General features: G+C 48.4%; 42 protein-coding genes. 1 reads left to right on the plus strand and 41 read right to left on the minus strand.

The genetic code is table 11. The features are described 5' to 3' along the window. Nucleotides 1-13: 13 nt before the first annotated feature. The 41 genes from NE609_RS03260 to NE609_RS03460 all read right to left on the minus strand — a co-directional run bounded on the left by NE609_RS03260 (nt 14) and on the right by NE609_RS03460 (nt 24,939). Nucleotides 14-247, minus strand: a complete 234-nt coding sequence (locus tag NE609_RS03260) for a hypothetical protein (protein ID WP_256151690.1) — start codon at nt 245-247, stop codon at nt 14-16. A 25-nt stretch (nt 248-272) separates the two neighbouring features. Further along, entirely contained in the window at nt 273-1,091 is an 819-nt protein-coding gene (locus tag NE609_RS03265) for a hypothetical protein (protein ID WP_256151691.1), read from the minus strand. Next, nucleotides 1,091-1,663, minus strand: a complete 573-nt coding sequence (locus NE609_RS03270; protein ID WP_256151692.1) for a hypothetical protein — start codon at nt 1,661-1,663, stop codon at nt 1,091-1,093. The genes NE609_RS03265 and NE609_RS03270 overlap by 1 nt, the downstream gene beginning before the upstream one ends. Before the next feature lie 116 nt (nt 1,664-1,779). Further along, a complete protein-coding gene (locus NE609_RS03275) occupies nt 1,780-3,219 on the minus strand; it encodes a phage portal protein (RefSeq protein WP_256151693.1) in 1,440 nt (479 codons plus the stop codon). Nucleotides 3,220-3,409: 190 nt separating this feature from the next. Beyond that, on the minus strand, nt 3,410-5,053 hold the full coding sequence (gene terL, locus NE609_RS03280) for a phage terminase large subunit (protein WP_256151694.1): 1,644 nt from the start codon (nt 5,051-5,053) through the stop codon (nt 3,410-3,412). Between the two features lie 79 nt (nt 5,054-5,132). Continuing rightward, nucleotides 5,133-5,507 (minus strand): hypothetical protein, encoded by a 375-nt coding sequence (locus NE609_RS03285; protein ID WP_256151695.1) that lies wholly within the window; start codon nt 5,505-5,507, stop codon nt 5,133-5,135. Beyond that, nucleotides 5,504-6,076: a recombinase family protein gene (locus NE609_RS03290; RefSeq protein WP_256151696.1), complete on the minus strand. Its 573-nt coding sequence runs from the start codon at nt 6,074-6,076 to the stop codon at nt 5,504-5,506. Before NE609_RS03290 ends, NE609_RS03285 begins: the two co-directional genes overlap by 4 nt. Before the next feature lie 13 nt (nt 6,077-6,089). Next, a complete protein-coding gene (locus NE609_RS03295; RefSeq protein ID WP_256151697.1) occupies nt 6,090-6,305 on the minus strand; it encodes a helix-turn-helix transcriptional regulator in 216 nt (71 codons plus the stop codon). Nucleotides 6,306-7,013: 708 nt separating this feature from the next. Beyond that, complete coding sequence (locus NE609_RS03300) at nt 7,014-7,307, minus strand: hypothetical protein (RefSeq protein WP_256151698.1); 294 nt, start codon at nt 7,305-7,307, stop codon at nt 7,014-7,016. A gap of 2 nt (nt 7,308-7,309) precedes the next feature. Next, nucleotides 7,310-7,831 carry a hypothetical protein gene (locus NE609_RS03305; protein ID WP_256151699.1) on the minus strand — a complete coding sequence of 174 codons (522 nt, stop codon included), beginning with the start codon at nt 7,829-7,831 and terminating at the stop codon, nt 7,310-7,312. A gap of 3 nt (nt 7,832-7,834) precedes the next feature. Continuing rightward, nucleotides 7,835-8,191, minus strand: a complete 357-nt coding sequence (locus NE609_RS03310; protein ID WP_256151700.1) for a hypothetical protein — start codon at nt 8,189-8,191, stop codon at nt 7,835-7,837. 1 nt (nt 8,192) lies between these two features. Then, on the minus strand, nt 8,193-8,540 hold the full coding sequence (locus tag NE609_RS03315; RefSeq protein ID WP_256151701.1) for a hypothetical protein: 348 nt from the start codon (nt 8,538-8,540) through the stop codon (nt 8,193-8,195). A gap of 15 nt (nt 8,541-8,555) precedes the next feature. Further along, complete coding sequence (locus NE609_RS03320; RefSeq protein ID WP_256151702.1) at nt 8,556-8,876, minus strand: hypothetical protein; 321 nt, start codon at nt 8,874-8,876, stop codon at nt 8,556-8,558. 362 nt (nt 8,877-9,238) lie between these two features. Continuing rightward, nucleotides 9,239-9,844, minus strand: a complete 606-nt coding sequence (locus tag NE609_RS03325; protein WP_256151703.1) for a DNA-packaging protein — start codon at nt 9,842-9,844, stop codon at nt 9,239-9,241. Nucleotides 9,845-10,128: 284 nt separating this feature from the next. Beyond that, nucleotides 10,129-10,392, minus strand: coding sequence for a hypothetical protein (locus tag NE609_RS03330; RefSeq protein ID WP_256151704.1), 264 nt, complete (start codon nt 10,390-10,392; stop codon nt 10,129-10,131). A 188-nt stretch (nt 10,393-10,580) separates the two neighbouring features. Further along, nucleotides 10,581-10,724, minus strand: coding sequence for a hypothetical protein (locus NE609_RS03335; RefSeq protein WP_256151705.1), 144 nt, complete (start codon nt 10,722-10,724; stop codon nt 10,581-10,583). Nucleotides 10,725-10,726: 2 nt separating this feature from the next. Next, on the minus strand, nt 10,727-10,915 hold the full coding sequence (locus tag NE609_RS03340) for a hypothetical protein (protein WP_256151706.1): 189 nt from the start codon (nt 10,913-10,915) through the stop codon (nt 10,727-10,729). Then, nucleotides 10,900-11,088, minus strand: coding sequence for a hypothetical protein (locus tag NE609_RS03345; protein WP_256151707.1), 189 nt, complete (start codon nt 11,086-11,088; stop codon nt 10,900-10,902). The genes NE609_RS03340 and NE609_RS03345 overlap by 16 nt, the downstream gene beginning before the upstream one ends. Further along, entirely contained in the window at nt 11,088-12,611 is a 1,524-nt protein-coding gene (locus NE609_RS03350; protein WP_256151708.1) for a phage/plasmid primase, P4 family, read from the minus strand. Before NE609_RS03350 ends, NE609_RS03345 begins: the two co-directional genes overlap by 1 nt. Next, on the minus strand, nt 12,601-12,768 hold the full coding sequence (locus tag NE609_RS03355; RefSeq protein ID WP_256151709.1) for a hypothetical protein: 168 nt from the start codon (nt 12,766-12,768) through the stop codon (nt 12,601-12,603). The genes NE609_RS03350 and NE609_RS03355 overlap by 11 nt, the downstream gene beginning before the upstream one ends. Continuing rightward, on the minus strand, nt 12,761-13,051 hold the full coding sequence (locus tag NE609_RS03360) for a hypothetical protein (RefSeq protein ID WP_256151710.1): 291 nt from the start codon (nt 13,049-13,051) through the stop codon (nt 12,761-12,763). The genes NE609_RS03355 and NE609_RS03360 overlap by 8 nt, the downstream gene beginning before the upstream one ends. Next, a complete protein-coding gene (gene thyX, locus NE609_RS03365) occupies nt 13,044-13,667 on the minus strand; it encodes an FAD-dependent thymidylate synthase (protein WP_256151711.1) in 624 nt (207 codons plus the stop codon). The genes NE609_RS03360 and thyX overlap by 8 nt, the downstream gene beginning before the upstream one ends. A 23-nt stretch (nt 13,668-13,690) precedes the next feature. Continuing rightward, nucleotides 13,691-14,140 carry a type II toxin-antitoxin system PemK/MazF family toxin gene (locus NE609_RS03370; RefSeq protein WP_256151712.1) on the minus strand — a complete coding sequence of 150 codons (450 nt, stop codon included), beginning with the start codon at nt 14,138-14,140 and terminating at the stop codon, nt 13,691-13,693. Nucleotides 14,141-14,153: 13 nt separating this feature from the next. Next, nucleotides 14,154-14,942: a primase C-terminal domain-containing protein gene (locus NE609_RS03375; protein ID WP_256151713.1), complete on the minus strand. Its 789-nt coding sequence runs from the start codon at nt 14,940-14,942 to the stop codon at nt 14,154-14,156. After that, a complete protein-coding gene (locus NE609_RS03380) occupies nt 14,939-15,232 on the minus strand; it encodes a hypothetical protein (RefSeq protein WP_256151714.1) in 294 nt (97 codons plus the stop codon). The genes NE609_RS03375 and NE609_RS03380 overlap by 4 nt, the downstream gene beginning before the upstream one ends. Further along, a complete protein-coding gene (locus tag NE609_RS03385) occupies nt 15,229-15,459 on the minus strand; it encodes a hypothetical protein (protein WP_256151715.1) in 231 nt (76 codons plus the stop codon). Before NE609_RS03385 ends, NE609_RS03380 begins: the two co-directional genes overlap by 4 nt. Before the next feature lie 11 nt (nt 15,460-15,470). Then, nucleotides 15,471-15,815, minus strand: a complete 345-nt coding sequence (locus tag NE609_RS03390; protein WP_256151716.1) for a hypothetical protein — start codon at nt 15,813-15,815, stop codon at nt 15,471-15,473. 2 nt (nt 15,816-15,817) lie between these two features. Next, the gene (locus NE609_RS03395) at nt 15,818-16,369 is read right to left on the minus strand and encodes a hypothetical protein (protein WP_256151717.1); all 552 of its coding nucleotides are present in this window, start codon (nt 16,367-16,369) and stop codon (nt 15,818-15,820) included. After that, a complete protein-coding gene (locus tag NE609_RS03400) occupies nt 16,347-16,841 on the minus strand; it encodes a dATP/dGTP diphosphohydrolase domain-containing protein (RefSeq protein WP_256151718.1) in 495 nt (164 codons plus the stop codon). Before NE609_RS03400 ends, NE609_RS03395 begins: the two co-directional genes overlap by 23 nt. 12 nt (nt 16,842-16,853) lie before the next feature. Further along, nucleotides 16,854-17,390: a hypothetical protein gene (locus NE609_RS03405; RefSeq protein ID WP_256151719.1), complete on the minus strand. Its 537-nt coding sequence runs from the start codon at nt 17,388-17,390 to the stop codon at nt 16,854-16,856. Between the two features lie 126 nt (nt 17,391-17,516). Next, nucleotides 17,517-18,026, minus strand: a complete 510-nt coding sequence (locus NE609_RS03410) for a hypothetical protein (protein WP_256151720.1) — start codon at nt 18,024-18,026, stop codon at nt 17,517-17,519. Nucleotides 18,027-18,040: 14 nt separating this feature from the next. After that, nucleotides 18,041-18,211, minus strand: coding sequence for a hypothetical protein (locus NE609_RS03415; protein ID WP_256151721.1), 171 nt, complete (start codon nt 18,209-18,211; stop codon nt 18,041-18,043). Beyond that, on the minus strand, nt 18,208-19,062 hold the full coding sequence (locus NE609_RS03420) for a YqaJ viral recombinase family protein (RefSeq protein ID WP_256151722.1): 855 nt from the start codon (nt 19,060-19,062) through the stop codon (nt 18,208-18,210). Before NE609_RS03420 ends, NE609_RS03415 begins: the two co-directional genes overlap by 4 nt. Beyond that, the gene (locus NE609_RS03425; RefSeq protein WP_256151723.1) at nt 19,062-20,759 is read right to left on the minus strand and encodes an ERF family protein; all 1,698 of its coding nucleotides are present in this window, start codon (nt 20,757-20,759) and stop codon (nt 19,062-19,064) included. Before NE609_RS03425 ends, NE609_RS03420 begins: the two co-directional genes overlap by 1 nt. Then, nucleotides 20,741-21,589 (minus strand): hypothetical protein, encoded by an 849-nt coding sequence (locus tag NE609_RS03430; protein ID WP_256151724.1) that lies wholly within the window; start codon nt 21,587-21,589, stop codon nt 20,741-20,743. The genes NE609_RS03425 and NE609_RS03430 overlap by 19 nt, the downstream gene beginning before the upstream one ends. Before the next feature lie 2 nt (nt 21,590-21,591). Continuing rightward, nucleotides 21,592-22,080: a class I SAM-dependent methyltransferase gene (locus NE609_RS03435; protein ID WP_256151725.1), complete on the minus strand. Its 489-nt coding sequence runs from the start codon at nt 22,078-22,080 to the stop codon at nt 21,592-21,594. Continuing rightward, on the minus strand, nt 22,077-23,480 hold the full coding sequence (locus NE609_RS03440) for a DEAD/DEAH box helicase (protein WP_256151726.1): 1,404 nt from the start codon (nt 23,478-23,480) through the stop codon (nt 22,077-22,079). Before NE609_RS03440 ends, NE609_RS03435 begins: the two co-directional genes overlap by 4 nt. After that, nucleotides 23,477-23,872: a hypothetical protein gene (locus tag NE609_RS03445; RefSeq protein WP_256151727.1), complete on the minus strand. Its 396-nt coding sequence runs from the start codon at nt 23,870-23,872 to the stop codon at nt 23,477-23,479. The genes NE609_RS03440 and NE609_RS03445 overlap by 4 nt, the downstream gene beginning before the upstream one ends. Next, nucleotides 23,856-24,026, minus strand: a complete 171-nt coding sequence (locus tag NE609_RS03450) for a hypothetical protein (protein ID WP_256151728.1) — start codon at nt 24,024-24,026, stop codon at nt 23,856-23,858. Before NE609_RS03450 ends, NE609_RS03445 begins: the two co-directional genes overlap by 17 nt. Continuing rightward, nucleotides 24,010-24,651: a lytic transglycosylase domain-containing protein gene (locus NE609_RS03455; protein WP_256151729.1), complete on the minus strand. Its 642-nt coding sequence runs from the start codon at nt 24,649-24,651 to the stop codon at nt 24,010-24,012. Before NE609_RS03455 ends, NE609_RS03450 begins: the two co-directional genes overlap by 17 nt. Before the next feature lie 90 nt (nt 24,652-24,741). After that, the gene (locus tag NE609_RS03460) at nt 24,742-24,939 is read right to left on the minus strand and encodes a hypothetical protein (protein WP_256151730.1); all 198 of its coding nucleotides are present in this window, start codon (nt 24,937-24,939) and stop codon (nt 24,742-24,744) included. 246 nt (nt 24,940-25,185) lie between these two features. On the opposite strand from NE609_RS03460, the gene NE609_RS03465 reads away from it, so the two are divergent. Beyond that, nucleotides 25,186-25,542, plus strand: a complete 357-nt coding sequence (locus tag NE609_RS03465; protein ID WP_256151731.1) for a hypothetical protein — start codon at nt 25,186-25,188, stop codon at nt 25,540-25,542. The last annotated feature ends 2 nt before the right edge of the window (nt 25,543-25,544 follow it).

Raw genomic sequence — 25,544 nt, forward strand, 5'->3', positions numbered from 1 at the left:
TCCTCCTTCCTCGTTACTCCTCAGACTCGTTCTTGTCGTTCTCAGGTACGGGGGTCTGCCCCTTACCCTTATCGGTGTCCTCAAGAACCTCCTCGATGAACACCTTGCCGAGCCTGTTCTTACCCTTCGCCAGCTCCTCGATACGAGCCTTGGTAGGCTTATAGCCAGCTACGGGGTAATCGTCACCCACCTTGTACAGGTGGTTATCGTTCTTTGCGTCACGAAAATCGTTTACGACTTTGTACATAGTTCTGTCCTCCTGTCCTCACCGATTACACGGACGGTGTAACGGTAATCTTCACTGCCTTGGTAGCGTCCGTCAGAGCCGCAAGGTAATACTTACGGGAGAAGATGGTGTTGAGACGGGTGTTCGCCGCAGTCTCAGAACGAGCGTTCTTGGCAATCTGCTCAATCTCAGTGCCGAGCTTGTTGAACAGGGTCACGGCTTCCTTGGTGGCAATGATGATAGTGCCGGAAACAGCGTCCTTCTTGGTGTACAGGTTCACGCCAGCCACAGTGCCAACGTAGCCGTTACGGGAGAAGGACTCAACGTACTTGAGGTCTTCCTTCAAAGCCTTACGCACCTCTGCCATGTCAGCCGCATTGACGAAACCGAAGATGTTCACGCCCTCGATTTCCTCAAGGTTCAGCTTCGCAACAGCGTCAGCAAAAGTGCCAAAACCGTAATCAGTAGCGGCAAGCTCAAGAGTAGCCTTGTTGTACTCTGCGAAAATGTCCGCATTGACGGTGTTGAACATATCCGTAGCCATGTGACGCACACCAACGGGAACGAGCATGGGGTCAATCATAGCCTGCTCATCGTAGTACTCGAAGCGGTTCTGAGCGAGGAGGATTTCGTACTCCTTCTCCGCATAGGAGACCTCAATGGACTTGGTGTTACCAGCACCCATAGCCAGCTTTTCAGTACCATCGGTAGCCGTGTAGACGTTGATTTTGCGCTTCATACCAGCTTCGCCCACAAGAGAATTGTCAACAGTGCAGAACTGCTGTAGATTCAGATGGGAGTTAAACTGGTCTTCCACCTCGTTGGAGAGGAAGAAATTATCGTAAATAGTGTGAGTGAAAGCCATTATTCTTTACCTCCGTATAATTCTTTGTATTCCTCCGGGTGTTCCGCATAGAAAGTGGCACGTTCCGCATGGGACATCTTTCGGAATTTTTCAAGTGTCATTGTTTTGGAATCTCCATCGGGAGTAGGTTTGGGAGTGTCTTTCAAGGCTTCCGCACGTACCTTCTTCTCGAAGGAGTCAAGGTGCTTCTTCTGATTGACGAACACTTTCTCCAAATTTCCGTCTGCCATAGCTTCTGCTGTCTCGTCAACCAGCTTCTCCTCATAACCGAGAGCAACCAGCTTCGCCTTGTTCTTGGCGATTTCAGATTCACGCAGGAGCTTTTCATACTTGTTCTGCAACTCCTCACGTTCCTCTTGTTCCTTCTGCTTTGCCGCTTCATCATCGGTCATTTTCTCTTTGAGCTGTTTCTTGAGAGCCGCCATCTCAGAAGCAGTCTTGTCAAAGCTCTCTTTCTTCACGTAGCCGGAATAGTCCGGGTCAGGAAGGTCAAGAGCTTCGAGAGCTTTCAGCTTGTCCTCTGCGGACATTTCCGCATAACCCTCAATCTGTGTCACGTCAATCTTCGCCATAAAAATTCCTCCTTGTCTTTTAGGGTCTTCTGTGACCATGCTTGCGATTTAAGGTTTCTCTACCTTTTTGCGATTAACGACTTCTCTGTCAATATTCAAACGGCGAACCGTTCAAATCATTCTTTGGTCTCATCATCGTCCGGGTCTTCGGACGGGTTCTGAGCCTGCTGTTGCTGTAACAGCTTTTCCTGTTCCTCCTCATAGTGCTTCATGCTGACCGCATACGCACTCTCCGGGTCAGTAAACAGACCGCAGTGCGAGAACGCCAGCATCGGGTGTATCTTCGGTTGCTGTAGCATGGAAATCAGCACTTGAGCCTTGCTCTGAATGGCTTCGTAGTTCCTGCGGGTGAACTTCATGTCGATGTCCTTCAAGCGAAGGTCAATGTCAGTCAGGTCACGGCAGATACGAAGCACCAGCTTGAGCATTTTCTTCTCAGCCTTTTTGAACATATGTTCACTGTCCTTTGCCCTCGCTTCCGCAAGAGACCAGCCATCACGGAGAAGTACCGCCGCACCCGTATCGGAGGTGGAAGTACCGCCGTTTCGGTTCGGTATGCCGCAGATAGTGAGGATAGCCGAGTAACAGTCTTCTTTAAGGGTCTGAGACTGGTCTTGGTTAAGGTCATTGGTAACAACGTCCACGTCAGCGTTTGCGCCGTCTACGGACTTCACCTTGATTGCCCCAAGCTCTTTGAGTTCCTTGAAGTCCTCAGAGGTAATGTCGCAGTTCACAAACTTAATGAACGCCTGTATGGTCTGCTCCATACCGTCCATACGGTTGGACTCGATGTTGTTGATGGTATCGAGCAGAGGAAGAACAATCTCAAAAGAGCCAAGCCGAGCGTTGTTCGCCGGGTACTCAAAAATCGGAATCATGTCGAGAGCGTGAGCCTTTTCCTCTTTGAGAATGTCACCCTCGATGAGGTAGTACCTGTTCTGCGTGTAGACCGAGAAGCGCAGGACTTCATCATCGTCTTTGTAATACTTCACGCCCATCAGCGGCTTGTTGCCGATTTCGCTGGAATAGACCACGAAGGTATCACGGGGGTCAAGGGTGTAGATTTCAAAGGGAGACTCGTCTTCCTCTCCGGCTTCATCAGGCAGAACCAAGCGGTAGCCAGTGCCGCAAATCATCTGCCACTCCACAATCTCTTGGTCTTTCGTTGCCTTGTCTTCTGCAAACATCAGCTCATTGAGAGCCGTGATAGCCTGAGTGGTATGTTCATCTGCGTTCCTGCCGACATACTGTATCGGTTCGCCGCAGAGATAGCCGACCTTGAAGGAGACAATCTCGTTTGCCCGGTTCTCCACAATTTTGTTGCAGATTTCGGGACGCACGTCCTTGGTGCGGTAGAGAATCGGTTGCTTGCCACGGTAGTAATTCCACAGGTAATCAATCTCACTGCGGTTCAGCTCATGTGTGCCGAGAGCCTTTTGAAGAACATCGACCACGTTTTCACGGGTGATTTCCTTCACGCTGGTCTTGATAACCCGTCTGCCGTTCATCTGCCGTGTCTGAGACATGGATTTCGATGAGTCAATGACGTTTCCCATGATTGCCCCTCCTTTCTTCTGAAATAAAAATGGCGCATGACCGTTTGAGAGAAATCCCAAATCGCAATCATGCGCCACTTGTTTGACTATACACTTTTACCTATATCATTATAGCATAGCAATTCGCAAAAATCAAGTGCTTGTTCTTCTTTCACGAATTAAATGTGGAAAATTCTGTGGATAATGTGAATTACCAAGGTCTTTTGAACACTTCCACACGCTGACCGCTCAACGACTGTGCGTATTCAGCCAACATAGCCATGCCGTCAGGAACATCGTCATGCTTGTTTTTTCCCGCAACCGTGTAGGAGCAGAGCATATCCATCATCTTCCCGTAGTCAGATTTTTTCTGATAGAGGGAAGCGTCCCGGAACAGACAATGCTCCTTGACCCACGCCGAGTTCACGATGATTTTAGTCTCCTTGTTTGCAGTGGTGAACTTCGTTGTAATGTGGGTGATGCCGTTTTTCTTCTTCACTTCCTCCTGTATCTTCTCCGCAACCCGTCTTCCTGCCGAGTTGGACTCGAAGCGACAGGACTTCACCTTATGCCGGACAAGGATTTCCGTCAGACGAGCGTCCACGATGTTTGGCAGACCGTTGTCACAGACACAATCGTCAATATAGTAGTCCTGCCCGTACACATACGCCACTGGGAGGAAAGCGTAGTCCGCTCCTTTATCCTTGGTGTCGCACACACCGATGATAGCGTCAGGTTCTTCTCCCGGAAGCTCAAAGTAGCGGCGAAGCTCGTCAGGAGTATAGACAAGACCCTCACGCTCAATGGGTTCGTTCATGTACAATGCCTTCCAGCTCACATCGTCCATGATGTTCCGTTGCTCATGGTAGAACTTGGTAGTGAACCCAACCCCATAGGCGTAATCAAAATTGGACTCGTCATTTTCATCGAGAGCCGGGACAACGATGAACTTCGCCCTGTCGCTGTCCGCATACTCCCGCTCCAACCGACCAATCACGTCATGCACAGACCAACGGGTAGCGATATGAAGCTCCTTGCAGTGGTCTCCGATTTTACGCTGACGAAGGTCAGTGGTGTAGGTCTCCCACAGCTTGTCCAATCGTTCCTTTGACAGTGCCACCTCAATACCCGACACCAAATCGTCACAGTAGAGGAGGGTAGCCGCTCGATACAGACCCGCATTACCTGTGCCGATGGAGGTAAACTCCAAGGTCTCAAACCTCTGCCGCTTGTCGAGGTCAATACGGCAGTCTTTAGCGTTGGTGCTTGTGACCCCAACCCCCGGAAAAACGTCCCTCCACAGGTAGTCACCGTCTTTGTCGAGGATTCTGAGACATTCATCGTAGACACCCCGGATAAAAGCGTTGGAGTGGCTACCCGTCAGCATGGGTTCATTGGGTATTCTCCCCGCCAGCCAAGTCAGGTAGAAGATAGCGAGAGTGGTCTTACCACAACCGGGAGGGAGGGAGACCGCAAGCAAGTCCAGCTTATCGTCTGCCAGCTCTTGCAAAGCGTCCACCACCTGTTTCAGCACCTTACGCCGGGGAGGGTAAAACTTCTTCTCAGGTTCTCTGTTCCACTCCACGTAGAGAAGGTACGAGTCAAAATCCTCCCTTGCCGCCGCAAGGCACACCCGCTTATGCAGGGAAAAAAGCTCCTGCACGTCCTTCTCCGAGAGAGACCTGTCCCGCATGGTCTGTTCACACCGAGCGGATAGGAGCTTCAAATACCCCACCCCAAGGGAAACGTCCGTCTTCATAGCTTCCTTGCTCATGTAGTACAGGTCTTCGTACAATTGAAACTGATAGGAGCTGGTCTCAAGTTTGTTGCAAATCGTCTCAAGTAGCTTTTTCATAATACCTCCTAAAAGAAAAGGCGCATGACTGCCGAGACCGAAGTCCCAATCGCAATCATGCGCCGAAATCATCAATATATCAGTCTGCCCGCTGATAGAGAAATTCAAGCCCGTTTTGCTGGTCTCGAATACTCTCAACCTTATCGTCCTTCACATAAAACACCATGTAGTAGTACCTGTTCTGTGCGTTGGAATAGATATTGCCCGTGTACCGCTGACCCTCTGCGTAATCGTCAATCTGCTTCCACTCGTTGAGTATATTCAGAGAGGGAGGTGCATCTGTCTGCGACAGGGCATTTTCAATATCCTGCGCCAGCTCCACCGAGATACCATTTTCCTGTGCAAACTTCTCAGCGTCCGTCAATTCGACCACCTCCTCTTGCTCTTGCTGACCGCATCCGACCAGCGTAAATACCATCATAACCACGCACAAGGCAGAAATCAACTTCTTCATACTTTCGTCCTCCTTATTCCTTCCTGTTTGCACTTGCGAAAGAAAGTAGACTCCGACACTCCCGACTGCTCGACAGCCTTTTTCAGAGAGATAGACCCCTCCTGCCAGCTTCGAGCCGCACCGAGAAACCTGTCTGTCACCGCAATCGGCTTGCGCCCCTTGTATTTCCCTTCGGATTTCGCAATCTCAATACCTTCCCGTTGCCGTTCCAAGATATTCTCCCGTTCCAGCTCCGACAACGCCGCAAACACCGTCAGCATAAACCGCCCCTGCGGAGTGGTGGTATCGACCTTCTCTTTGTCCGAGATAAGATTTACCCCTCTGTCCGTCAGCGTAGCCACAGTAGCCAACAGGTCTTTGGTGCTACGGGACAGACGAGAGAAGGACTCAACGTACAACACGTCACCTTCCCGCAGGAAAGAGAGCATTTCCTTGAACTGAGGTCGATTGGTGTTCTTCCCGCTGGTCTTGTCACTGTAGATTTTCTCCACACCAAAGGACTTCATGATTTCCAACTGTCTTGCCGGATTTTGCTCTACGGTGCTTACTCGTACATAACCGACCCTCATGTACACACCACCTTCACTGTTCCTCTCGCTTGACGTAGGTCATAACAATGTCATATCCGAGAGCTTCCATTATTTCCACAAAGGTCTTATTTACAAGACTCTCCTTTTTCTTGATAATCCTATTTACATACTGAGCAGTGGTATCAACACGCTCCGCAAGCACCTGTTGGGTAGTGCCTGTCTCCACGCATTTGATTTTGACATCAAGCTCCACATTGTTGAGTACCATAACGCACCTCCTTGTTCTTATGGGACAAGCATAGCACAAAAGAAGATGATTGTCAACACAATAAAGATAATATATTGTCCTTTTTATTCTTTTTGAAATTTTGGGGAACTCAAGCCACTCCCTCCCCCCGGTTGGCGGCTTTGCCTGTCCCCCTCCGGGGGTATGCTTTGCCGCTTGCCTTGCGTCCCCCGTTGCGCCGCTGTCAATAGCATTGTTGCAAAATGACAGCGCAACCAAAAGCCAATATAAAACCATATTGACAGCATACCCGCACACATTCAATAGAATATACCCAATTGACAGCGGCAAAGGCAAGCCCCAATGCAAAGCCATGAGGAGCAAGCCCCCGCAACACAAGGATAAAGACAAGAACCCAACACGCAAGGCAAGCAACACAAGAGGAAACACAAGAACCCAATGCACAAGGGCAAAGAGCAAAGGCAAACACAACCCCCAATATATACCCCCTTATATATCCCCCTATATAGCCATATAAGCCCCCGTATAGAATAGGGGTAACAGATATACCCCCATATAAAAAGCCCCTGTAAAGGGGCAGGAGGGGCGGGAAAACGGGCATAAAATAAAGCCCCCGGTAATAGCTCCGGGGACTTGCGTTTCATTTACTTTGTCTTAAAATTTCACCCAAAAGGACAAAGGGAAAAAGGATAATACAAATCACAGTAAACATATTTTTAAAACCTCCTATCAAATGAATGTAAAACGCTTGCTTGACGTTGTACGGGTAAATTTTGCGGCTATGTCCGGCAATTCCTTTTTTAATGCTGTCGTATCTACCCGGCTACTTGAAACGGCTTTGTATGTCGCTTTGTGTTCTGTCCCTGTCAACACGTCAAGCCCGTTTTCCTCCATGTGCTTTTTCAATATGTCTTTCAAGCTATCAACCGTTGCGGCTATTTCCTCCCCTAAACGGGTATATTCTGCCAATTCCCGCATAATTTCATCAAGGTTATTTCTTGCGATAGCGTTGTAATCTGTCATTTTTAAGCCCCCTTATTATATTGCGTCCATGTTGGAACGGTTTTTACCTCGTCCCGCATTTCCTTTATAGCCTGTTTAATTGCTTCAATTGTGCCGCTGTAATCGCTATAGCCTGTACACCAACCCGGCGAACATTTCACCAACCCGAACCCGGCGCAATCAATTAAAAATTGCTTTATCCGTGTTATTTCCTTGTCTGCGTCCCGTCTATCTTCCCAACTGTCAAGCGCAACAGGGAAATTATTTTCTATATCAAGAGTGAACCCTTCATAATACCCCGGCTTTATTGCGATATGGAAATAATAGAAGCTCTGTTTTTCCAGCTCTGTTTTTACGTTCTCAAAATCGCAATTATAGCAATCTTCTATATACTCGTTTATAACCTCGTCAACCGTCCCGCCGTATTCGTCAATCTGTCGTTGCACTTCCTCCATAAAATTAACGTCATTTTCCATATCGAATCTGTCATAAGGACGAACGCCCAACGTAATATAATCACTCGTGAAATAATTGATAGCACCCATTTTTTACACCTCCATATAATCATATGCGTACTGTTTAACCGTTCCCAATGTTGCCGCTGTTGGCTTTTCCCCCGTGAACCTGTCCACATATTCAACCGGGATATAAAAGGCGGTATATTTGCCCGTTTCCGTATTCATGCAATTGTAGCACTCATACATATTTACAAGCCCGTCAAAAGTAACCGGGGCGCAATCAGCGTTTGCTTTGTTCATTTCCATATCAAGCCCCCAAAATGAACCGGGGCGCAAATTGCAAGGACAGAAAAGAACCGTTAAGCCATTGTTATATGCCCGTCTTGCTTTTGCCTTGTCTATCCGTTCAAAAGTAAAGCCGTTTTTCTGAAATGTGTATTTTCTCATCTTAATAACTCCCGTTCAGCTTGCAAAACTCTTGCAAAAGTGCTTCAATTTCCGCTTTTTTCCGCTCATACCCTCCAACGCCGTTGTAATCGGTGTAATTGTCTAAAATGGCTCTTGCTTTGTCCTCGTATTCCCTTATACCGTCAAGGCGTTTACCCGGCATATTTCTATAACCTGTACAAATCGTTACCCCGTAAACCTCGTAAACGTCAAAATTCCAACCGTAAACCCCGCACGTATAAGCAATTGGAGAATGATTATATAATAAGGCTTGTAAATCACAGTAACTCGCACACTTTACATTAACAGAACCGTTTACAATGGCTTTTCTCGTTGTCCTAATTTTCATTTTCTTTACCTCCTCTTATTTTGCGCACCGTCTTGAAATCATGGCTTTGTAACTTTGCGCCGGGGTCATATCTGCCGCCATATTGTAAACGGGCTTTTTCTCAAGCTCCAATTTTTCATACCCTGCTTTATTCAACCCGCAAAACGCTTTAATATGGCGTCCTGTCGTTGCGCTCCAACCGTCCCACAACTTGACCATTTCCCCGGAAACGAACCTTTTAATAATTGGCGTTCCATAGCTCAAAAGCGTTTCCGTTCCGTTTTCTTCAATCTGTACAACTGCTTTTCCGTAAAAGCTCTCACGTCCGTCCGTTGGCGTTAATTCGTAAATCCTCATTTTTCAAACCTCCTGTTATCCCGTCAAGATTGTTTCTTGTCTTTTGCTGATTATATTATAATTCGGCTTTTCCGAATTGTCAATAGGTTTTTCATAATTTTTTATCTTTTTCGGATAAATTTTTTTCTTCCTATTATAATAAGGTGTTCACCCGGAAAAGCGGGGTAAGCCCCCGGAAAACAGCCAATTTTGCTTTATTGCTGTAAAGTGTTAATAGTAGCCGCCAAAAATCCAAAAAATCGTGAAGATTTCCGCACAAAAAGACCGCCACCCGCTCCACGCCGGACAGAACCGGGGCAGAGCCAGTGGCGGTTTCATAGTCGATAGTCGATAGTCGCTTGAGAGTTGATAGTCGAAAGTCGTTAGTCGTTGCCAGAGTCGTTATCGTCCTCATCAGAGTCGCTTGCAGAGTCGATAAGGTATCTCTTTCGGATAGAGTCAGCGTCATAGTCGCTGTCCTGCTGAGAGTTGGGGGTCAGCACATACTCCGTCTTGTCCTGATACCCATAGTTGTTCTTGGCAAGAAAGATTGCCATAACGGGATTTATTTTACCGTTGGAGGAGTAATTTTCCCATAAAACTTCGAGCAAAGAGTACGCTTTTTTTATAACGAGGGCTACCTCGTGCGGCAACGCCGTCTTGTAACCAGCTCCACCAGTGGCATAGTCGTTGACAATCGCAATCAATGTTCTACGATTCATGCCCAACGCCATAGCCATACCAGCAACCGTAGGTTTCGTATCATATTTCGCATATATCTGAAAATACTCCTCCAACCTACGAGTAACAGCTTCCTCATCATGTAGGTCAATCTTCTCCAAGTTAAACAACTCTATGTTCAACGTCAGGTACTTCGTATTGTCCCCCGGTTCAAGGTCGTACCCATTCATACCAATCACAGGAGAGTTGCCGCCACGGGGCTTCTTTTTGACCACCTGTACGTCCTCGGTTTCGTTCTTTTTCGCCATGATTTTTACCTCCCTGAGAGTCCTCTTTTTCGCCTAAACAGACGGTGGAGAGTCCTCTTATTCTTATTCTTCTTGCGTAGTTGAAGTAGTTGAAAATCAATTTTTGCGTGTAACTTTTACTATATAGACCCCTTATAGGAGAACTTATACGCAAAAACTAAAAAACAACTACTTTAACTACTTCATGTCCTCACACAGAAAAAGATAATTTTTCAATCCTTTTTGTGCTATTTCCCAAATGTCGTTTTAGATAATTTTCTAATCCTTTTAAGACAATTTGGGTTTTAATAGGTACGGTAGAACTTATCCAGCTTCTCCCGCTGATTTTTCACTGTGGTTTTGAGACCAAAGTTCTCACGCCGGAGCTTGTCAAGCTCTGCCATGTTTGCCTTGTCATTCTCAACGAGAAAAGCCGTCAGCATACCACACTTCATCTTCCAAGAGCTTAACCAAGAGATAAGTGTCCCGTCCAATATATGCGATACGATTTCGTTTTCGTTGATGTCTTCCAACAAGCCTTGAAGCTCTCTGAGCATTTTATTTTCCATACCTACTCCTCATCTACAGTCACGCCAAGCAGAGCTTTAAGCTGTCTCCAAATGCGAAGCTGTCTGCGGTCGATGGTTCTCATGGAATAGTCGAGAAGCTGTAGCTTGCTCAAAACCCGCTGAGACTGTGCGTTTCTTTCGGTATCTACACTATGGACAAGACGGTCTCTTTCCTTTTCTGCGTCCTTCTAAATCTTGTAGCTGACCGAAAAACTTCTGCCGCTTCTGAGAAAGACCATGAGCTTGTACGGGTACTCACCTCCGACATTGGTGAGGGAGATATACTCAACGTCCTCGCCGGAAAAGTGGTAATATGAGCCGAAGCAAATCATGTCTATTCCTCCTTCGCACCAACTGCCTGTGCCAGTTCGTGCATAAATCTCTCAGCGGTGTCTTTGTCTTTGAAATATCCGTATATGGTGATGGTGTTTCCTTTCTCCACACAGATTGCTGGACGCTTTCTGTCGGAGAAGGTGTAAGCACCTATCTTGGAGTCGTTTATTCCCACTAAGACTCTTGGCATTGTTCTTCCTCCTCTATGATTGCTTTAACGCAGTCAAAGCAGTAGCAACCCTCACGTCCTTCAATTTTATATAGGAAGGAAGTCCAGTTGAGACCCCAACCTTTCAGCTCTTTGCACCGCTTACATTCTCCCTGTCCTTCACCGACACAGCGGGTGACTTTAATATCTTTCATCACACTACCTCCTTGAGCTTCACACCCCAATAAATCACGAACCCGCTGGAAGTCGATTTCCTGTCAAACCACTCCGGGTGACGCTCCATTTCAGCGTTGAACTTTCTTGCGGAGAGAACGTATGCGCCCTCAGACTTCGCCCACAGCTTGAAAGCGTTGTAGAGGTCTTTTGCCTTGATGAGCGTCCGTTTGTTCTTCTCCCCGTATGGGTTATTCTCATCTTCGGGAACACGCACACAGCGGCTTTCAAGGAATTGCAGAACAAGGTCGTTGTCCCGCTCATATTTCGCAACCACTTTCGCCATAGCGTCAGCCATAGCAAGACCGTTTTCCTTGTACTTGATGTACCCACGCACCAGCCACATGAAGATACCGCTCATGGCTTCAAGGGAAGTCAGTTCGTCCTTGAGGTGCGTGTCCTGCTCCTGCGGGGTAAAGTGGCGGTTGAACTCAATCACCTTGATACGCTGAGAAGCAAACAGGGACTTGTCTGTGACCATGGGGAGGTCGTTGCAGGAGAGCCACAAGGTAAACTGCGGTCTGTAGGTGATTGCCGACTGATACAGCGCACGAGCGGAGATTTCCTCGCCGCCTGTAAGCTGTTTGATTTTCTCCTCGTCCAGCTTGCCGTACTCGTTGCTCTCGCTCATGGTTACGAAGCGTTTACCCTTGAGTCCCGCAAGGGTAGGGGAAGCGGCTTCTGCGTCCTTCTGCCTGTCACCCCGGCAAATCATACCGACAGGGGCAACCTTGGCGTAGTCCCCAAGCATATACTCAATGGTGTTGAGGAGGGTACTCTTGCCGTTGCGAGTCGTTTTGCCGTGAAGGATAAACATACACTCCTCGTTGCTCATGCCAAGCATGGAGTAGCCAAGCGCACGTTGCAAGAAGTCTGCTTTGTCCTTGTCTCCCTGAGTGACCTCCTCGATGAACTGTTCCCACCGCTTGCACTTCACGTCTCGCCGGACGGTGTGCCGGAAATTGGTCTGCATGGTGATAAAATCGTCCCACCTTGCTTCCTGGAAAGAAAAATCTTCGAGAGAATATGTCCCGTTCTGACAGTTGATGAGGTAGGGGTTTGCGTCAAAGTCCACCGCAGAGATACGAAGCTCACCCGTAGCGTCCTTCAAAATCCTGTCCCTCATGCGCCTATCGCCCATCTTATTGACAAAGGCGGTGTAGCTCTTGCGGGTATCATCGTCCGTGATTTCCCCGCAGTAGAGAATCATGAGCCGCACAAAGTCTTTGATTTTCTCAGAGACGAGGATTGCGCCCTCGTCCTTGCGCCATGCCCCCTCGAAGTAGGTGTACCAGCTCTTATGCTCAGTGCAATAACGAGCTTCCCTGTTATAAAGCAGACCGAAAAGGTTTGCCATACCCATTTCAGACCACTCAAAGCCGGAGCTTGTTTCATCAGCCCGTTCCGGGTGATAGGACTTGATAATGTACATTTTCTCCGACAGTTCTTCGTCCATAATGACCCTGCCGTTACGCAGTTCAAAAAGTTCTCTGTCACTTGCCACGATTGCGCTCACCTCCTACTGCAATAGCGCATTTCTGTTTATCCTCTACCCACCAAGCACACATTTCCTTGCGGCACTCACAGCCCTTCATTGTCTCGAAAGCAGGAGACATCACAAAGAGGGGGCAGTATAGCTTGTCTTTCTCATATTCAGACATTGTGTAAATCCCTCCTCACGTTCTTTCTTACTTCCTCATCGTCCTGCTTTACGTAGCCTGTTTCGGCAATGATGTCACGAAGCACCTGTAGCCGCTTCTCGTCCTCCTCAACGGAAATGGACTTGATGTACTGGATAATCCTGCGGACTTCAAGAGCAGTCCAGTGAGGGATTTTGTTGCCGTAGAGCTTCTTGCCAATGGCGTTGACGGTAGCCGGGGAAAGCCCAAGCTCATAGGCAATCTCAGCGTTGGTGTAAATCCATTCTCCTTTTGTGTTAATCATTGTCTACACCTCTGCAAACTTCATGACATACAATCCTGCCGCTCTTGCACTTGGGAACGAGCATGAAGTGAAGTTCCGGGTCTACGATAGAGACCATCTTTTCTACCATCTCCCGGATTTCCCACTGCGCCCTGAGACAGAGCCGCTCGTTGGCGATATGGATAAGCTCTCTCAGGTTGCAAGACAGGTACAGCTCGGTCTCACAGGCGTTGGGGAGGATATAACGAGCGTCCTCGTTGGGAACACCCATTGTCTGTAACTCTTTATAATTGGGGGCAACAAACGTAGTCATATAATCCTTGTAGTGGTCAAGCTCCTCGTCCTTCTCAATGCTCGGAGGAGTCACAAACCCGAACCCGTCCTCGGAGCAGTACCGCTGACTGCGCTGAGTGAAGCTACAGTGCCTATGCCGCACGAGCTGGTGAGAACAGGCACGAGAAATACCCTCGATTTTGAAGGTGAAGTAGATATGCTCAAACACGCTATGGTGTCCGTTTCGGTACAGGTGCTTTACCAGCCCCATAGGGTTTTTCAGGTCGCTGTCGTAGCAGATACTCGCTATGAGAGCGATAGTCTCAATGGGGTTCGGTGTCGCTTGAATCAAAGTCACGTTCATTTCTTAATCCTCCTATCAGGTCTTTACCAACATTCTGTCAAGCAGTTGCTCATACAGGGTCTTGTATAGGTTTCTTTCTGTCTCAATGGTCTGCGTAGATTCCTGAGTCCCCCCCCGATTGCTTTCGGGGCTTCCATTCCAAGTGAAATCAGCAGGGCATTGTCAATCTTCTTCATTTCTGAGGTGGTGCAGGAGCGGATAAAGTCACCAAGCCGTTCCTTTGCCACGGTCTGAATGTTCTCACAGAGGGCAGTGGAGGGTACTTTGCAGACCACTTCAACGTGTGTGGGAAGGGGCTTCTTCTCCTGTGAAGTCAGGAACACGACTTCCACGTTGGGAGAGTGCTTGTTTGCGGTGTCGTTGGAGACGATAATGCCGGGTCTTCCGGCTTTCTGCTCTGAACCGACATAACCGCCAGTAGCTATGTAGAAAATGTCCCCTCTGTAAACTTCGGTGTCTCTCTGAAATGTCATGGTTATGACCTCCTTATCGTTTGTATCGGGTGACGCTGTTTACGATGGTGCGTATCTCGCTCCTGTCGATAGGCGGGTCACAGGCAACAGCGTTGCAGTAAACCAGCTCGTCATATATCTGCCCCTTGCTGTAGCCCTGATTGTGGAGCATACCAGCGAGAGAGGTGAGACAGATGTTGCGGCTTCCGTCAGGTATTCTCGGATATACAGGACGGAGCTTGATACGGTTGTTTTCGGGTAGCTCCCAAGCGGGAGAGTAAATGCGGCTTCCGTAGTCGGGAGAGTCCTTTTTCTGCCGGGTCTTCGGGAAATACTTCTCCACGACATAATCAATGGCTTCCTGATTTTCCTCAATGGTGCGGTAGAGGAGGGTGTTGCCCGTCATGATGAAGTATCGTGCGGACTTGTATATCTCCACCCCGGCGAGGTTGTTCTTGCCCTTAAAGGGGAGCGTACCTCTCAGGAGGATATGGAAACCTCTGCCGCTCTTGGATTTCTCCGTGTAGCTCTTGCACTTTCCGATGATGTCTGCGGCAGTCTGTGAGAGAAATCCGTCTTGGTCATAACCCGTGTCGATGTCTATACCAACGTAGCCGTTGTCGGCAAACACAAAGCCGCAGTAGTCGTAGAACCCCTTCGACACAGCGTTGTTCGCTATGTCGAAGGTAGCCCACGTCTGAGGATTGGTCGATGAAGCGGCTTCGTTCTCAAATGCTTTCATCGGCACTTTGCTGTCGCTACGAGTACAGACCCACTGATTTAGCCTTTTCAATTCAACGGGAATGTTTTCGTAGTGAATCACACCAGTTTCCTCCTTTTCGCAACCTTGCGTTCCAGCTCATTGATGAGCTTCCAAATGAAATCCTGCTTGATGTCGAGAGCCACAGACAGGTTGTAGACGTTATCGGGAATGGTATCGCCCTCCCTGTAGACCGTCAGAAGGATTTCCTGCTCCTTGTCTGTAAAGCCCTTCATGGCGTTGTCACAGGCGTACCAGTTCAGTTTGTCAGCGTCACTCCGAAACTTCGGGTTTGGGTGTCTCGCATAAAACCTCATGCAGTGTTGCACGTATTCGGAGTAAAAGGTTTTCATTCAGCGTCCTCCTCTGCCTTGGGTGCGGGGGTCTTGCAAATCTCGCCCTCGAAATACCACTTGTTGTCTACGTTGATGGGGTAGCCCTCCTTGGTGGACTTCTTGAGCTTACCCGTGTCAATGATGTGTTGTGCAGACGCAACCGACATCTGATTTTTTACGAAATCCTTGCCCGTGTGGAGCAGGAAAGTAACCTTGCCGTCCTTGCTTTTGAGCTTGTAATTCATGATTTTTCCTCCTATTTCTTCTTTTCGAGTTTGATTCCAGCTTCTTCCCATAAGCACTCTGCCAAATCGTCAAGCGATACGTACCCTTGATTGAAGGACTCGTACAGGTCGATACAGAGGTCGGCAAAGCGTTCCTCCCTCGACTTACCATCTACCACCCTCCTCATAATCTGCGGGTACTTGTCGTGTATGACCATGACAGGGATAGCCAGCATGAGGAAAAATGCTATGTCAGCGGCAGTGTGGGTAGCGTCCTCTTTTATCTGTTGAATGTCACTCGCCTTAACATTCAACACGGGTTCTTTGACAGCGGGAAGACCCTGTTTTTGTCTCCGTCTGCGTTCCGCTCTGTTCATGGTCAGATACCGCAGACATGAGAAGCGAGCATATCTGCATGGTGCGTCCAAAGGACGTTTGCATAGCGGTGTACAGCGTTGGTGTAGTCACTCCACTCGTCTTTCTCTGTGAAAGCTCCCATGTGGTATCGAATACACATGACTTCCTCCTCCGTCAGCTTCATGTGCTGACACAAGAGAAGAATGGATTTATCGCCGTGACCCTTGAAATCGGTGTTGGTACGGTGCTCATAGCGGGTCGCTTCACCTACAGTGTAGGGTTCGCTGTTGTCAATACGGTACTGGTCGATTTTACAAAGGTCATGGAACATACCCACGATGAAGGGGCTTTCCGCTCTCTGCCATTTGAGATTGTTTTTCGCTGACAACTCCACAAGAATGTTCATCACCGTAAAGGAGTGGTCGAACAAACCTCCCTCATAATTACCGTGATACTTTGTGCTTGCCGGAGCGGAGAAAAACCCGTTTGCCAACAGATAGGTCTCAAACTCCTTGTCAACGAACTTCCCAATCCCCGTACCCATAAAAAGGTCATGTCGTTCTTTCTCTGTCATGGTCTACCTCCTCACTGAATGGTAAATCGCAGAACTCCGGGAGATTGTTGTGCGTCCAAACCGCTCCAAGCATATTCCACAGGAAAGCCCTGTCATGGGGTTCATCGGTATCGCCCCTTTTCCACTTGATGTAGTGCCTTACGCCGCTGTCGATGTAGCAGTGAAGGGGGATTCCTTTTTCCCAATTCCTCTCGCCATATTTCTGACAGCCGTCCTCATAGTGCTTGGAGACCTCCAACATAGCTGTTGCGAGGTTGCCGTACTGCAACGCTGAGAACTCTTTGACGGCTTCAACGATGAACATTTTCTGCCCTGTGCGAATATACTTGTTGATAGCGGTCAGGATAGGACTGTCATACAGCTCTCCAAGGACATCGAGGGGAAGGAGGTCGCACCTCCCTTTACCCTCGTTGATGTCCCTTACAGCCCCGGAAGAAAACTCTCTGCGATTGCCGCTGTCTTTAAGCTCCATCTTGTTTCCTCCTTAAAGGTCTCCCAACAGTGCGTTCAAATCGAGACCCTTCTTAGGTTCTGTCGCAGGAGCAGGAGCAGGAGCGGTAGCGGGAGCGGCGGGTGCTTTCGGAGCGGGAGCAGTGCCGCTCTCCTTGCCAATCGTCAAAGCCCTTGCCACGGGGTCAGTGTCGAAATACTCCGCAGGGGACTTGTCCCCAAGGTTGGCGAAAGTGACCGTCTTGTTCGGGTCTTTGTTGGACGGGAGCTTGGTATGGACAACCTCTGCACAGATAAAATGGTCGATAAGCTCCTCCGGGTCGATGTCCTCCAAGGTGAAATCGCCCATAGCGGTCTTTGCAAAATACGAGAACGCATTGAGAGCCTTTTCGTTGAGTTCATCGTTTTTGTCCTTAATCGAGAAGCGTTCCGTGTGGGTCATGCCAGCCGCATTGACCAGCTTGATTTCGATTTTGCCGAACTCCTCATCGTATTTTGCGTCATAGATACGGAACACGTATGTTCCTTCGGGAATGAGAGTGAAACCACTCGTCATAGGGATTCTTGCCATTGTCTTTTTCCTCCTAATTACTTTTTGGTGGTGTTGAAGATTGCTACGCCTATGAGGATTACCAGCTCTACCATGATGGTAGCCAGCACTCCTGCGACAAATGGGTTAATGTACATATTTGCCACCTCACTCCTCGTAATCAGTCGGGAAAATCAGACCGACAACTTCCTCGTCAGAAGTAAAATCGGAAGGACGCTTGATAACAAGAGCTTTCCCTTCGCTGGTCTCATCGTCAGAATTGTACTTGCAGAACATTTCCACGATGTCCTTACGCTCGATGAGCGCATAGGAACTGTTGTCGATAGCTACCGTATTCAGTGCGTTTTCCGTAGCATAGATACGCACACAGTCTTTAATGACTCCATCGGCATAAGGCATGACCGCCTTGTGAAGCTCACAAGGGTCAGTGAAGCGGTCGAAGTTGATAATGCCCTCTACAGAGTCAGTGAAGCTGTCGAAGTTGATAATGCCCTCTACAGAGTCAGGCATATCCGTAATCTCCGAAGCGGTGATACTGCGAATGTCTTCCGGGATTTTCATAAACACCCTGTCGGAAGCAAGCCAGCGTTCGCCGTTCTTGCGGTTGAACACGATACCGTCAGAGCCAATAGCCTTTACAAACTTCTGAAATTTCATAATCCAAATCCTCCTTATTTCACAGTCATGCGGAACTGCTCAGATTTCTTCTGATACTTCTCAAGCAGACCGTCTGCTTCCAATGCCTTTTTGTCGATTGTGGTGGTCTCAGAGCGGGAGATAGACCATGTGTAGGTCGCTCCCTTGACCTCAACCTTCTTATCGCCGGGACGGAACTGCTTCATGGCGTGTTCCTTGATAATGTCGTTGATTTCATCGAGCCGCTTTTTTTATCGGCAATTGCAGAAACGGCAGTGTCAACTTCCTTTTTGAGACCTTCTGCTTCGGAAATGAGAGCGTTGATGTCGGTGTCGGGAGTGAGGTTGTGGGTGCGGAGAGCGGCAAGAATGTCAGCGTCCTTCTTCTCGTCATACACAGGGGAGATACCGCCTGTCACATACTCTCCCCACCAAGACGTGACCTCTGCAATCATTCTCTCGAAATCGGGGTAACGCTCACTGACCTTGAACTCTACCGTAATCGTGTTCTTCACGTTTGGCGTGAACTTGGAGGGGTCAGCGTAGTCCTTTTCTTCGAGAAAGGAAGCTACCATTACTACGTTGTCCACACCAAGAAGATAAGCGTAGAGAGCCGCCTGTAGTGCGTAGTATTCGGGTACATCGTCCTGCCAGTCCTCAATGCGCTTGGTGGTCTTCATTTCGAGTACGGTGTCTACAACGCCGTTCTCATCTATCCCAAGGTAGTCCCACATACCGCCGAAGTACGGGTTTTCCGGGAAGAAGTCACCCCACGTTTTGTTGAAGTAATCTGCGCCGTAGCGGTCGGTAGGACTGATTAAATCCATACCGTAAGACTTCTTCATGTAGTCAGCCTGTTTGGGTTCGATGGTCTTACCAGCGATTGTGTAAATCGTGTCCTCAAACGGGGTTTCGTAGGTCTTTGTGATAGCGCACCACATTTCAAACGGGGTAGACCACGGGTTCAGACCAAGGATTGTCGCAAAGCGAGTGCCTGTGATTTTCTTGGTGCGCTTGGGGGGTGTAATTTTAAGCTGATTGCTGTCAAGCCATTCCATTACTCGTCACTCCCTTCCAGCATGGTCGTAATACGGGTGATAAGGGTCTCGCAGTCGGACTTGCTGATAACGGTAAACCCTTCGGTCTGCACCGCAATCTGAGCAATCATTTCCTCCTTGGAGGGGTCAGCGTCCTTGAGCTTTTTCAGCACCGCTTTCAGCCCCTTAATCTGTAGCGGGGTAGCGTTGTCAGCCGGAGCGGTGAGTTCCTGCTTCACTTCCTGCCGCTGTTCGGGAGTAGCCGGGGCAGTGTGAGCGGTCTGAGGTGCGGCAACAGGCTTTCCGACATTTGCGTCAATACTGTCGCTCTCGCAGATGTCGAGGGCAATCATGTACAGGTAGCGGCGCATATAGGTGATGGAAGAACCAAGGGCTTGCATTTCGTTGGTAGCCTGTTTGCCCGTGTTGCTCACGATAGGAGCGATTTGATTGAAGGGAGCTTCAAACTTAATGCACTCGTCCCACGGATTGTCGGTGTTGACAATGTTCATGGTGGCGGTGTCAGAAGTGAAGTTCACGATGGCGATAAGCCCTACCTCACTGAAAATGCGAGTGGCAACAGGGACAATATCGTCCAGCTCGAAGTACTTGAAGGACAAGTGCATATTCTTTCCCGTCTTCTGCACGTCCGTCTCAAGGAACTTCGCTCTTGCAACGAGTAGCTTCTGATACACGTTGAGGGTCTTGTTTGTGGTTTCGTCTTTCTTAGCTGTGGTAGCCATTTTCTTACGTCCTCCTTTTTTCTTTTCGGGCTTGATACCCAAGAAGTCATTGATACGCTTCTTTGCCATTTCGATGTAGAAGGTCTTGTCCACATCGTCAATGCTGAGTTTGTTGTCGTTGTCGATAATGCAGTGTTCCGGGAGCATTTCAATCTTGGCGGTGGAGTCGTTTTCGGCTTTCACCTTGAACAGCTTCCCGTACCGTGTGTCCTTGGTGGCGTACACCCGGTTTACCTTCTGCACAGGTACTTTCTCACCATCGACAAGGTGATAGGCTTCACGGTACTTTACGCCAGCCTTTGCTATGAGCTGGAACTGGAATATATCGTCACAGGCGTTTATGGTCTTCTCTACAGGTGTGCCGTGTACGAAATACTCTCGCAAGGCGGTGGCAACGATACAGGCGTTGTTGTTGATGTTGAAAGCTCCTGCCGGGGCGATACCCCTCACCAAGCAGCCGCCTTTGGTCTTTACCGCTCCGCTTGGCTGAACCTCCACATAGTTGTTTACGTCCTTCTGAGCAATCATGGAAACGGAGTCTTCCTCAAGCTCAAAGCCCGTCCGGGATTGCCACTCGTTCACGATTTCAAGTACCTCGTCATACTGGTCTTCGTAGAACTCAATCATGACACCATCGGTGTTGAGCTGGACGATTCTCAAATCCTCCACGTTCTGATAGAGGTTCTGAGCCATTTCCAATAGGAACAACTGCCCTGTGATACATACAGACCGCCCCATGAGAGGGTCATACAGGTCGTTGTACTGGTTCAGCATAGCCCCGTAGGTGGTGTTCACAACGAGCTTCAATGCGTTTGCTGTGACCTTATCTCCTGCGGCTTTAGCTTTCATTCTCCGTTCCAGTACGTTCTCAAACACGTCCGGGGAAGGAATGTTGCGGGAGGTGTACCCGCATATCGTCATGAGGTGAGGGTAGTAGCTTGCTACATCGAAGTTCTTTATGATTCGTTTTCGCATGAGCTTTCCTCCCTCCACATATAATTGGGTATCGCTCCGTGAATACCGCCGTAGCCTATCGTCACAGGACACTCACCGATGGAGATTTCGATTTTGGAGGAGAACACCTCTTTATCGCTCAGTTCGGGGTTCTTCATGCGGTCAAAGAAATCGAACACCTCCTGCGGGATAAGCTCACGTTTGAGGTTTGACGGGTACTGGTACTGTCGCTCATCGTCATGGGGCTTTTTCGAGCTTTGGAGCAGAGCGGCAGTCAGCTTGGCGTTGGTCATTCCCATAGCCTTGACCTCATCAATCCCGGCGAGTTTCCCGATGTCGATTTTGGATTTAAGGTAGTTCTTCCGTAGCTCAATGAGCTTTTCCGTAGTGTCAACATCGTGCTTGCAGTAGAACACGGTCTCTCTCAACTCGTCTTCTGTGAGAGGACGGTCGATGTCAAAGGGTACGGAGGTTTCCTCCACAGACATTCCCAAATGTCCTTCGATAGCTTTTAGGGACAAGCCCATCTGCATATCGTCCTTAATGTCCACATTGTTGAAACGGAAGTATATACCCTTCAAAGGAGGGTAGTCCCAACCTTGACCGCCGCCAATGATGTAGTCATTGACCTCTTTGACTTCCCTCGGAGTGAAGTCGCTCCATATTGCCTTGATGATGAACTGGTCGTAGTGCTTCGATTTAAAGCCTACGTAGATGCACTCCTCAGACAGAGAGACTTTCAGTTCATCTATGTCGTTGTGGATTACGGTGTACTGCTTTGTCTCGATGTCCTTGAATATGACTAACCAATCATCACTGAACACCTCCACGTCATACACAATCAGTCTCATTTCTACATCACCTCGTCTTCTGGAAACTTCATGTAGCAAAGCCAGTGTGTATTGTTGTGTTTTCCGCTTCTGTGGCCAAACAATGGTTCACGACCAACGGCTTTCAATACCTCTCTCAAAGGTATTTGAACCTCAGACCACTTGAATATCAGCACCCCGTAATTATCCAAAACTCTCATACATTCTTGAAACCCATCGTGAATCATCTGTGGCCAGTTTTCTTCTAACCGACCATATTTCAACGCCATCCACGAGGACGGGCCAGCCCATGTTAGGTGAGGAGGGTCAAAAACTACGAGTTTATAGGTCTTGTCTTCAAACGGCAATTGAGTGAAATCGCAAAGCACATCGGGTTTTATTTCGATATGTCTTCCCGGATAATACTCGTGATACGGAACTTCTCTCTTGTCGCAAAAGACCACGTTTGGATTTTCTTTATCAAACCAAAACATACGGCTTCCGCAACAAGCATCTAATATTGGTTTGTTCATTTCTGCACCTCCTCAATGAAGTAGCAACCGTTCTTCCTGTAGGTCGTACAGCGTTTCTTGTAGGACTTCACGAGATAGGCGATATTGTCTACGAAGTCATAAGCGATAGGTTCTGCTTTACCCTCGCAAACACGAGCGATTCTGCCGATACTCTGCGTCACCACTGCGTAATCCTTCTGAGGGGTCGTGAGGAACAAACGCTCCAAGCATGGAATGTCGAGACCTTCCTTTGCCAGTGCGTAGGTTGCAAACAGGTATTTCTTCTTGCCCGACCGCATATCCTCAATTGCTTTCTCCCGGTCAGCCTTGCCTTTTTTGCTGGTCATTTTGCCGCTCACCATGACTGCTTTTTCTCTCATGAAGTCAGGCAACGTGTTCATAAGGAACTCCAAGTGTTCCAGCCTGTCCGAAAGAATGAGACACGAGTGACGGAACTCACTGACGATACAAGCCCGGATAGCGTCATTCCGTATCTTGCAGTTACACAGGTAGGAAATGAGTTTGGTGTAATTGAGAGTACCATCTGTATTGAGACAGCTTCGGTCTATCTCAACCCCTGTACCGACAGGGAGAATACCTACTTTCATGATTTTGTCTCCAACGGCTTCATCGGGTACGGTGTAGACCACATGACCAAGCAGAGCGTAGGTGGCTTCAATCATGCCGTCTGACCTGTGTACCGTTGCTGAGAGACCTATCTTGTGCCGAGCCGCCAAGTTATTCAGAACCTTGTAGAACTGCGTCATGGCTGTCGGTGTCCCGGAACAACGATGACATTCGTCCACAATGATTACGTCCCATAAATCCCTGTACCTTGGCAAATCCAGCTTGCACATGGTCTGAATGGTGGCGAAGGTGATACCCTTGCCGATATTGACCTTGCCCTCTGTCACCGTCCCGATAAGGGATTTATCCACATAGCGTTCTGCACGTTCTTTGCTCTGTCGCAAGAGGTCAAGCGTGTGGGTGAGCCACAAAGCACGTTTCCAGTATTTCTTGACCAACGCTATTCCCATCTGTGTCTTGCCGCTCCCGGCAGGGCTTTGGAGAATACCGTACTGTGCCTTGTACACGGCTTCTACAGCGTCTTTTTGGTAGTCATAGAGTGGAACATCAACCCCGCCGTAATCAACGCTCACAGGGGCAGGAAACGAGCTTGTAAAGGTGCTTTCTTTGGCGATACAATCCGGCAACGTCCTCAGTGTCCCGAAGGGGAGTATCAGATTGTTTCCCTCCTGCTCGTAGAGGGAGAGCTTTGACGGTGTATCCCCTACCCAAAAGTGCATACGCACCTTCTTGGCATACTCCGGGTTTGCAATCGTGAGGTTATTTTTGCACCACATCAAGGCTTCCTGTGTTGGGTTTTCGATTGTGAGAGTGTTCGATACGAGTACATTCATTCCAGCCACTCTCCAATCAATGTGCCGAAGTTCTTGATGTCAGCTTCGCTCATGTAGGACTGTCGGTTCTTGAAGCACTTCACAACGGAGTGCTTTATCATATAAACCTGACCGCCTATAAGCACTGCAAACCAACCTTCGCCATTTCCGCAGGATTTCCACAGCTCCATAGACAGGTCTTGGTTTTCCTCCATACGAGCCATCGAAAACCTGTTGGTACGGCAGACCTTACAGTCAATGAGGTACGATGTTCCGTTCTTGACGGCAATCACGTCCGCTGGTTGACCGCTTGCGTTCTGCGCCAAGTTATGCGCCCAATAGCCATGCTCATAGAGCAGTTCGCAAAGGTCAGACTCAAAGGTGTTGCCGATTTTTCTATTCGGGGTAATCATCGTACACCTCCCTATACCATTTCAGCTCCTTTACCAGCTCTCGGAAGTAATCAGCGGCTTCGTAACCCATGTGCTGTTCAATGAGATAGGCAAAATCTCTTTCATCGAAAATGGTCTCGACCTTGCCGCCTTTAAGCTCAATCACCTGTGGCATTGTTCAGCACCTCCTCATATTCCCCCATGAGGGAGAGAATTGCTTTGGTATAAGAGGTCTCTGTCACTCCGTTTTCCCACGCTTTCCTTGCACCATAGTCACCCATGTTGTACGCCATGAGAGCTTTCTGTAAGTCTCCTTCGTATCTTTCAAGGTAGCTCCCGATGATTTTCACGCCGCAGAACACGTTCTGATAAGGGTCAAGCATATCTGCACAGCGGTAATCTTCTTCAAGCCATTCGTGATTGACCACGTTAATCTGCATGAGACCGCAATCGTCAGTAGAACTCACCGCTTCGGGGTTAAATCTGCTCTCGTGTTCAATCATGGCGTATGCCAGCGTAACCGGGACGTTCTCATCTGCACAAATCTCATAGAGGTATCTCTGCAAAGAATCTGAGAGAGGTACGTCAAAGAGAAACACGTCTTTCGTCTCTACCAATTTGTCTGTCACAAGAGCAGGAACTTCCACTGTTTCGGTGATGGTCACGGTTTTGGACGGGGTAGTGATTTTTCCGATGGTCATACCCGCCGCAAAACCAATGGCCGTAACCACCAGCAGGGCAACGAATAATCTCACGAGCCTTTTGTTTGATTTCTGTTTTCTTCTACACTCAGTAGCCATTTCTGAAAGTCCTCCTCATTCTTCGGGTCTTGGTAAAATGCTTCCAAGATACCCATTAACGGTCTTGCGAGGTCTGATATTTGTGAGTCCTCAAGACTCACGCTCATATTCGCTAAGAATCCTGTCACACTCGTCAAGCACCCTTTTTGCCTTGGGATAGGTGTTGACACCACGAATAATGCTCGACATTTCGGGTGGCTGAACTACGATACCTCGCTTACGCAGTTCAATAATCAGGTCTACTTGCTTGATGTCGAGCTGTTTCATTCGCTCTTGAATCTGACTCATCATTTTTCCTCCTTTCCACAGTTCTGAAAATCGGAATTTACCTTGACAAATAGGCGAATTATTGTTATTATTCTTATAGGAGTTTTCGCCACTCAACTTCTCGAAACGGCAATTTCGAGAGGTCGGTTTCTTATTGCCAATTCGTGATTTCCGAACTTCTTGATCTTATTATAGTTCTTCTTTCACGAATTGTCAATAGGGAAATTTATATTTTCCGAATTTTAATTCTCGAAGGAGGAATCAGACTTGGCTTTCAAGGAAAACATCAATCGCATTTGTGCCGAGAGAGGTACGAACCTGACCGCCATCGTCAAAGCCGTCAAAGGGTCAAGCTCGTTTGCTACCAGTATCAATAACGGGTCTCTGCCAAAAGAACATGAAATGGTGGAAATGGCAAAGCTGTTGAATTGCTCTGTAATCGACTTCTTTTTGGACGAGGAGGACTTTGCCCCCGCAGAAGGTGAGGACGAGGACGAGCAGGACATTTTAAGAGTGTTCCGCTCCCTGTCCCGCAGAACTCGTCACGAGTTCATGAGCATGGTGTATGAGTTCGAGAACCGAGAGGAGTTACAGGGGGATAAAGAAGATACTACGGCAGTCTAAGC

Source organism: Anaerotruncus sp. DFI.9.16, from assembly GCF_024461615.1.
Lineage (GTDB): Bacteria > Bacillota > Clostridia > Oscillospirales > Ruminococcaceae > Anaerotruncus > Anaerotruncus massiliensis.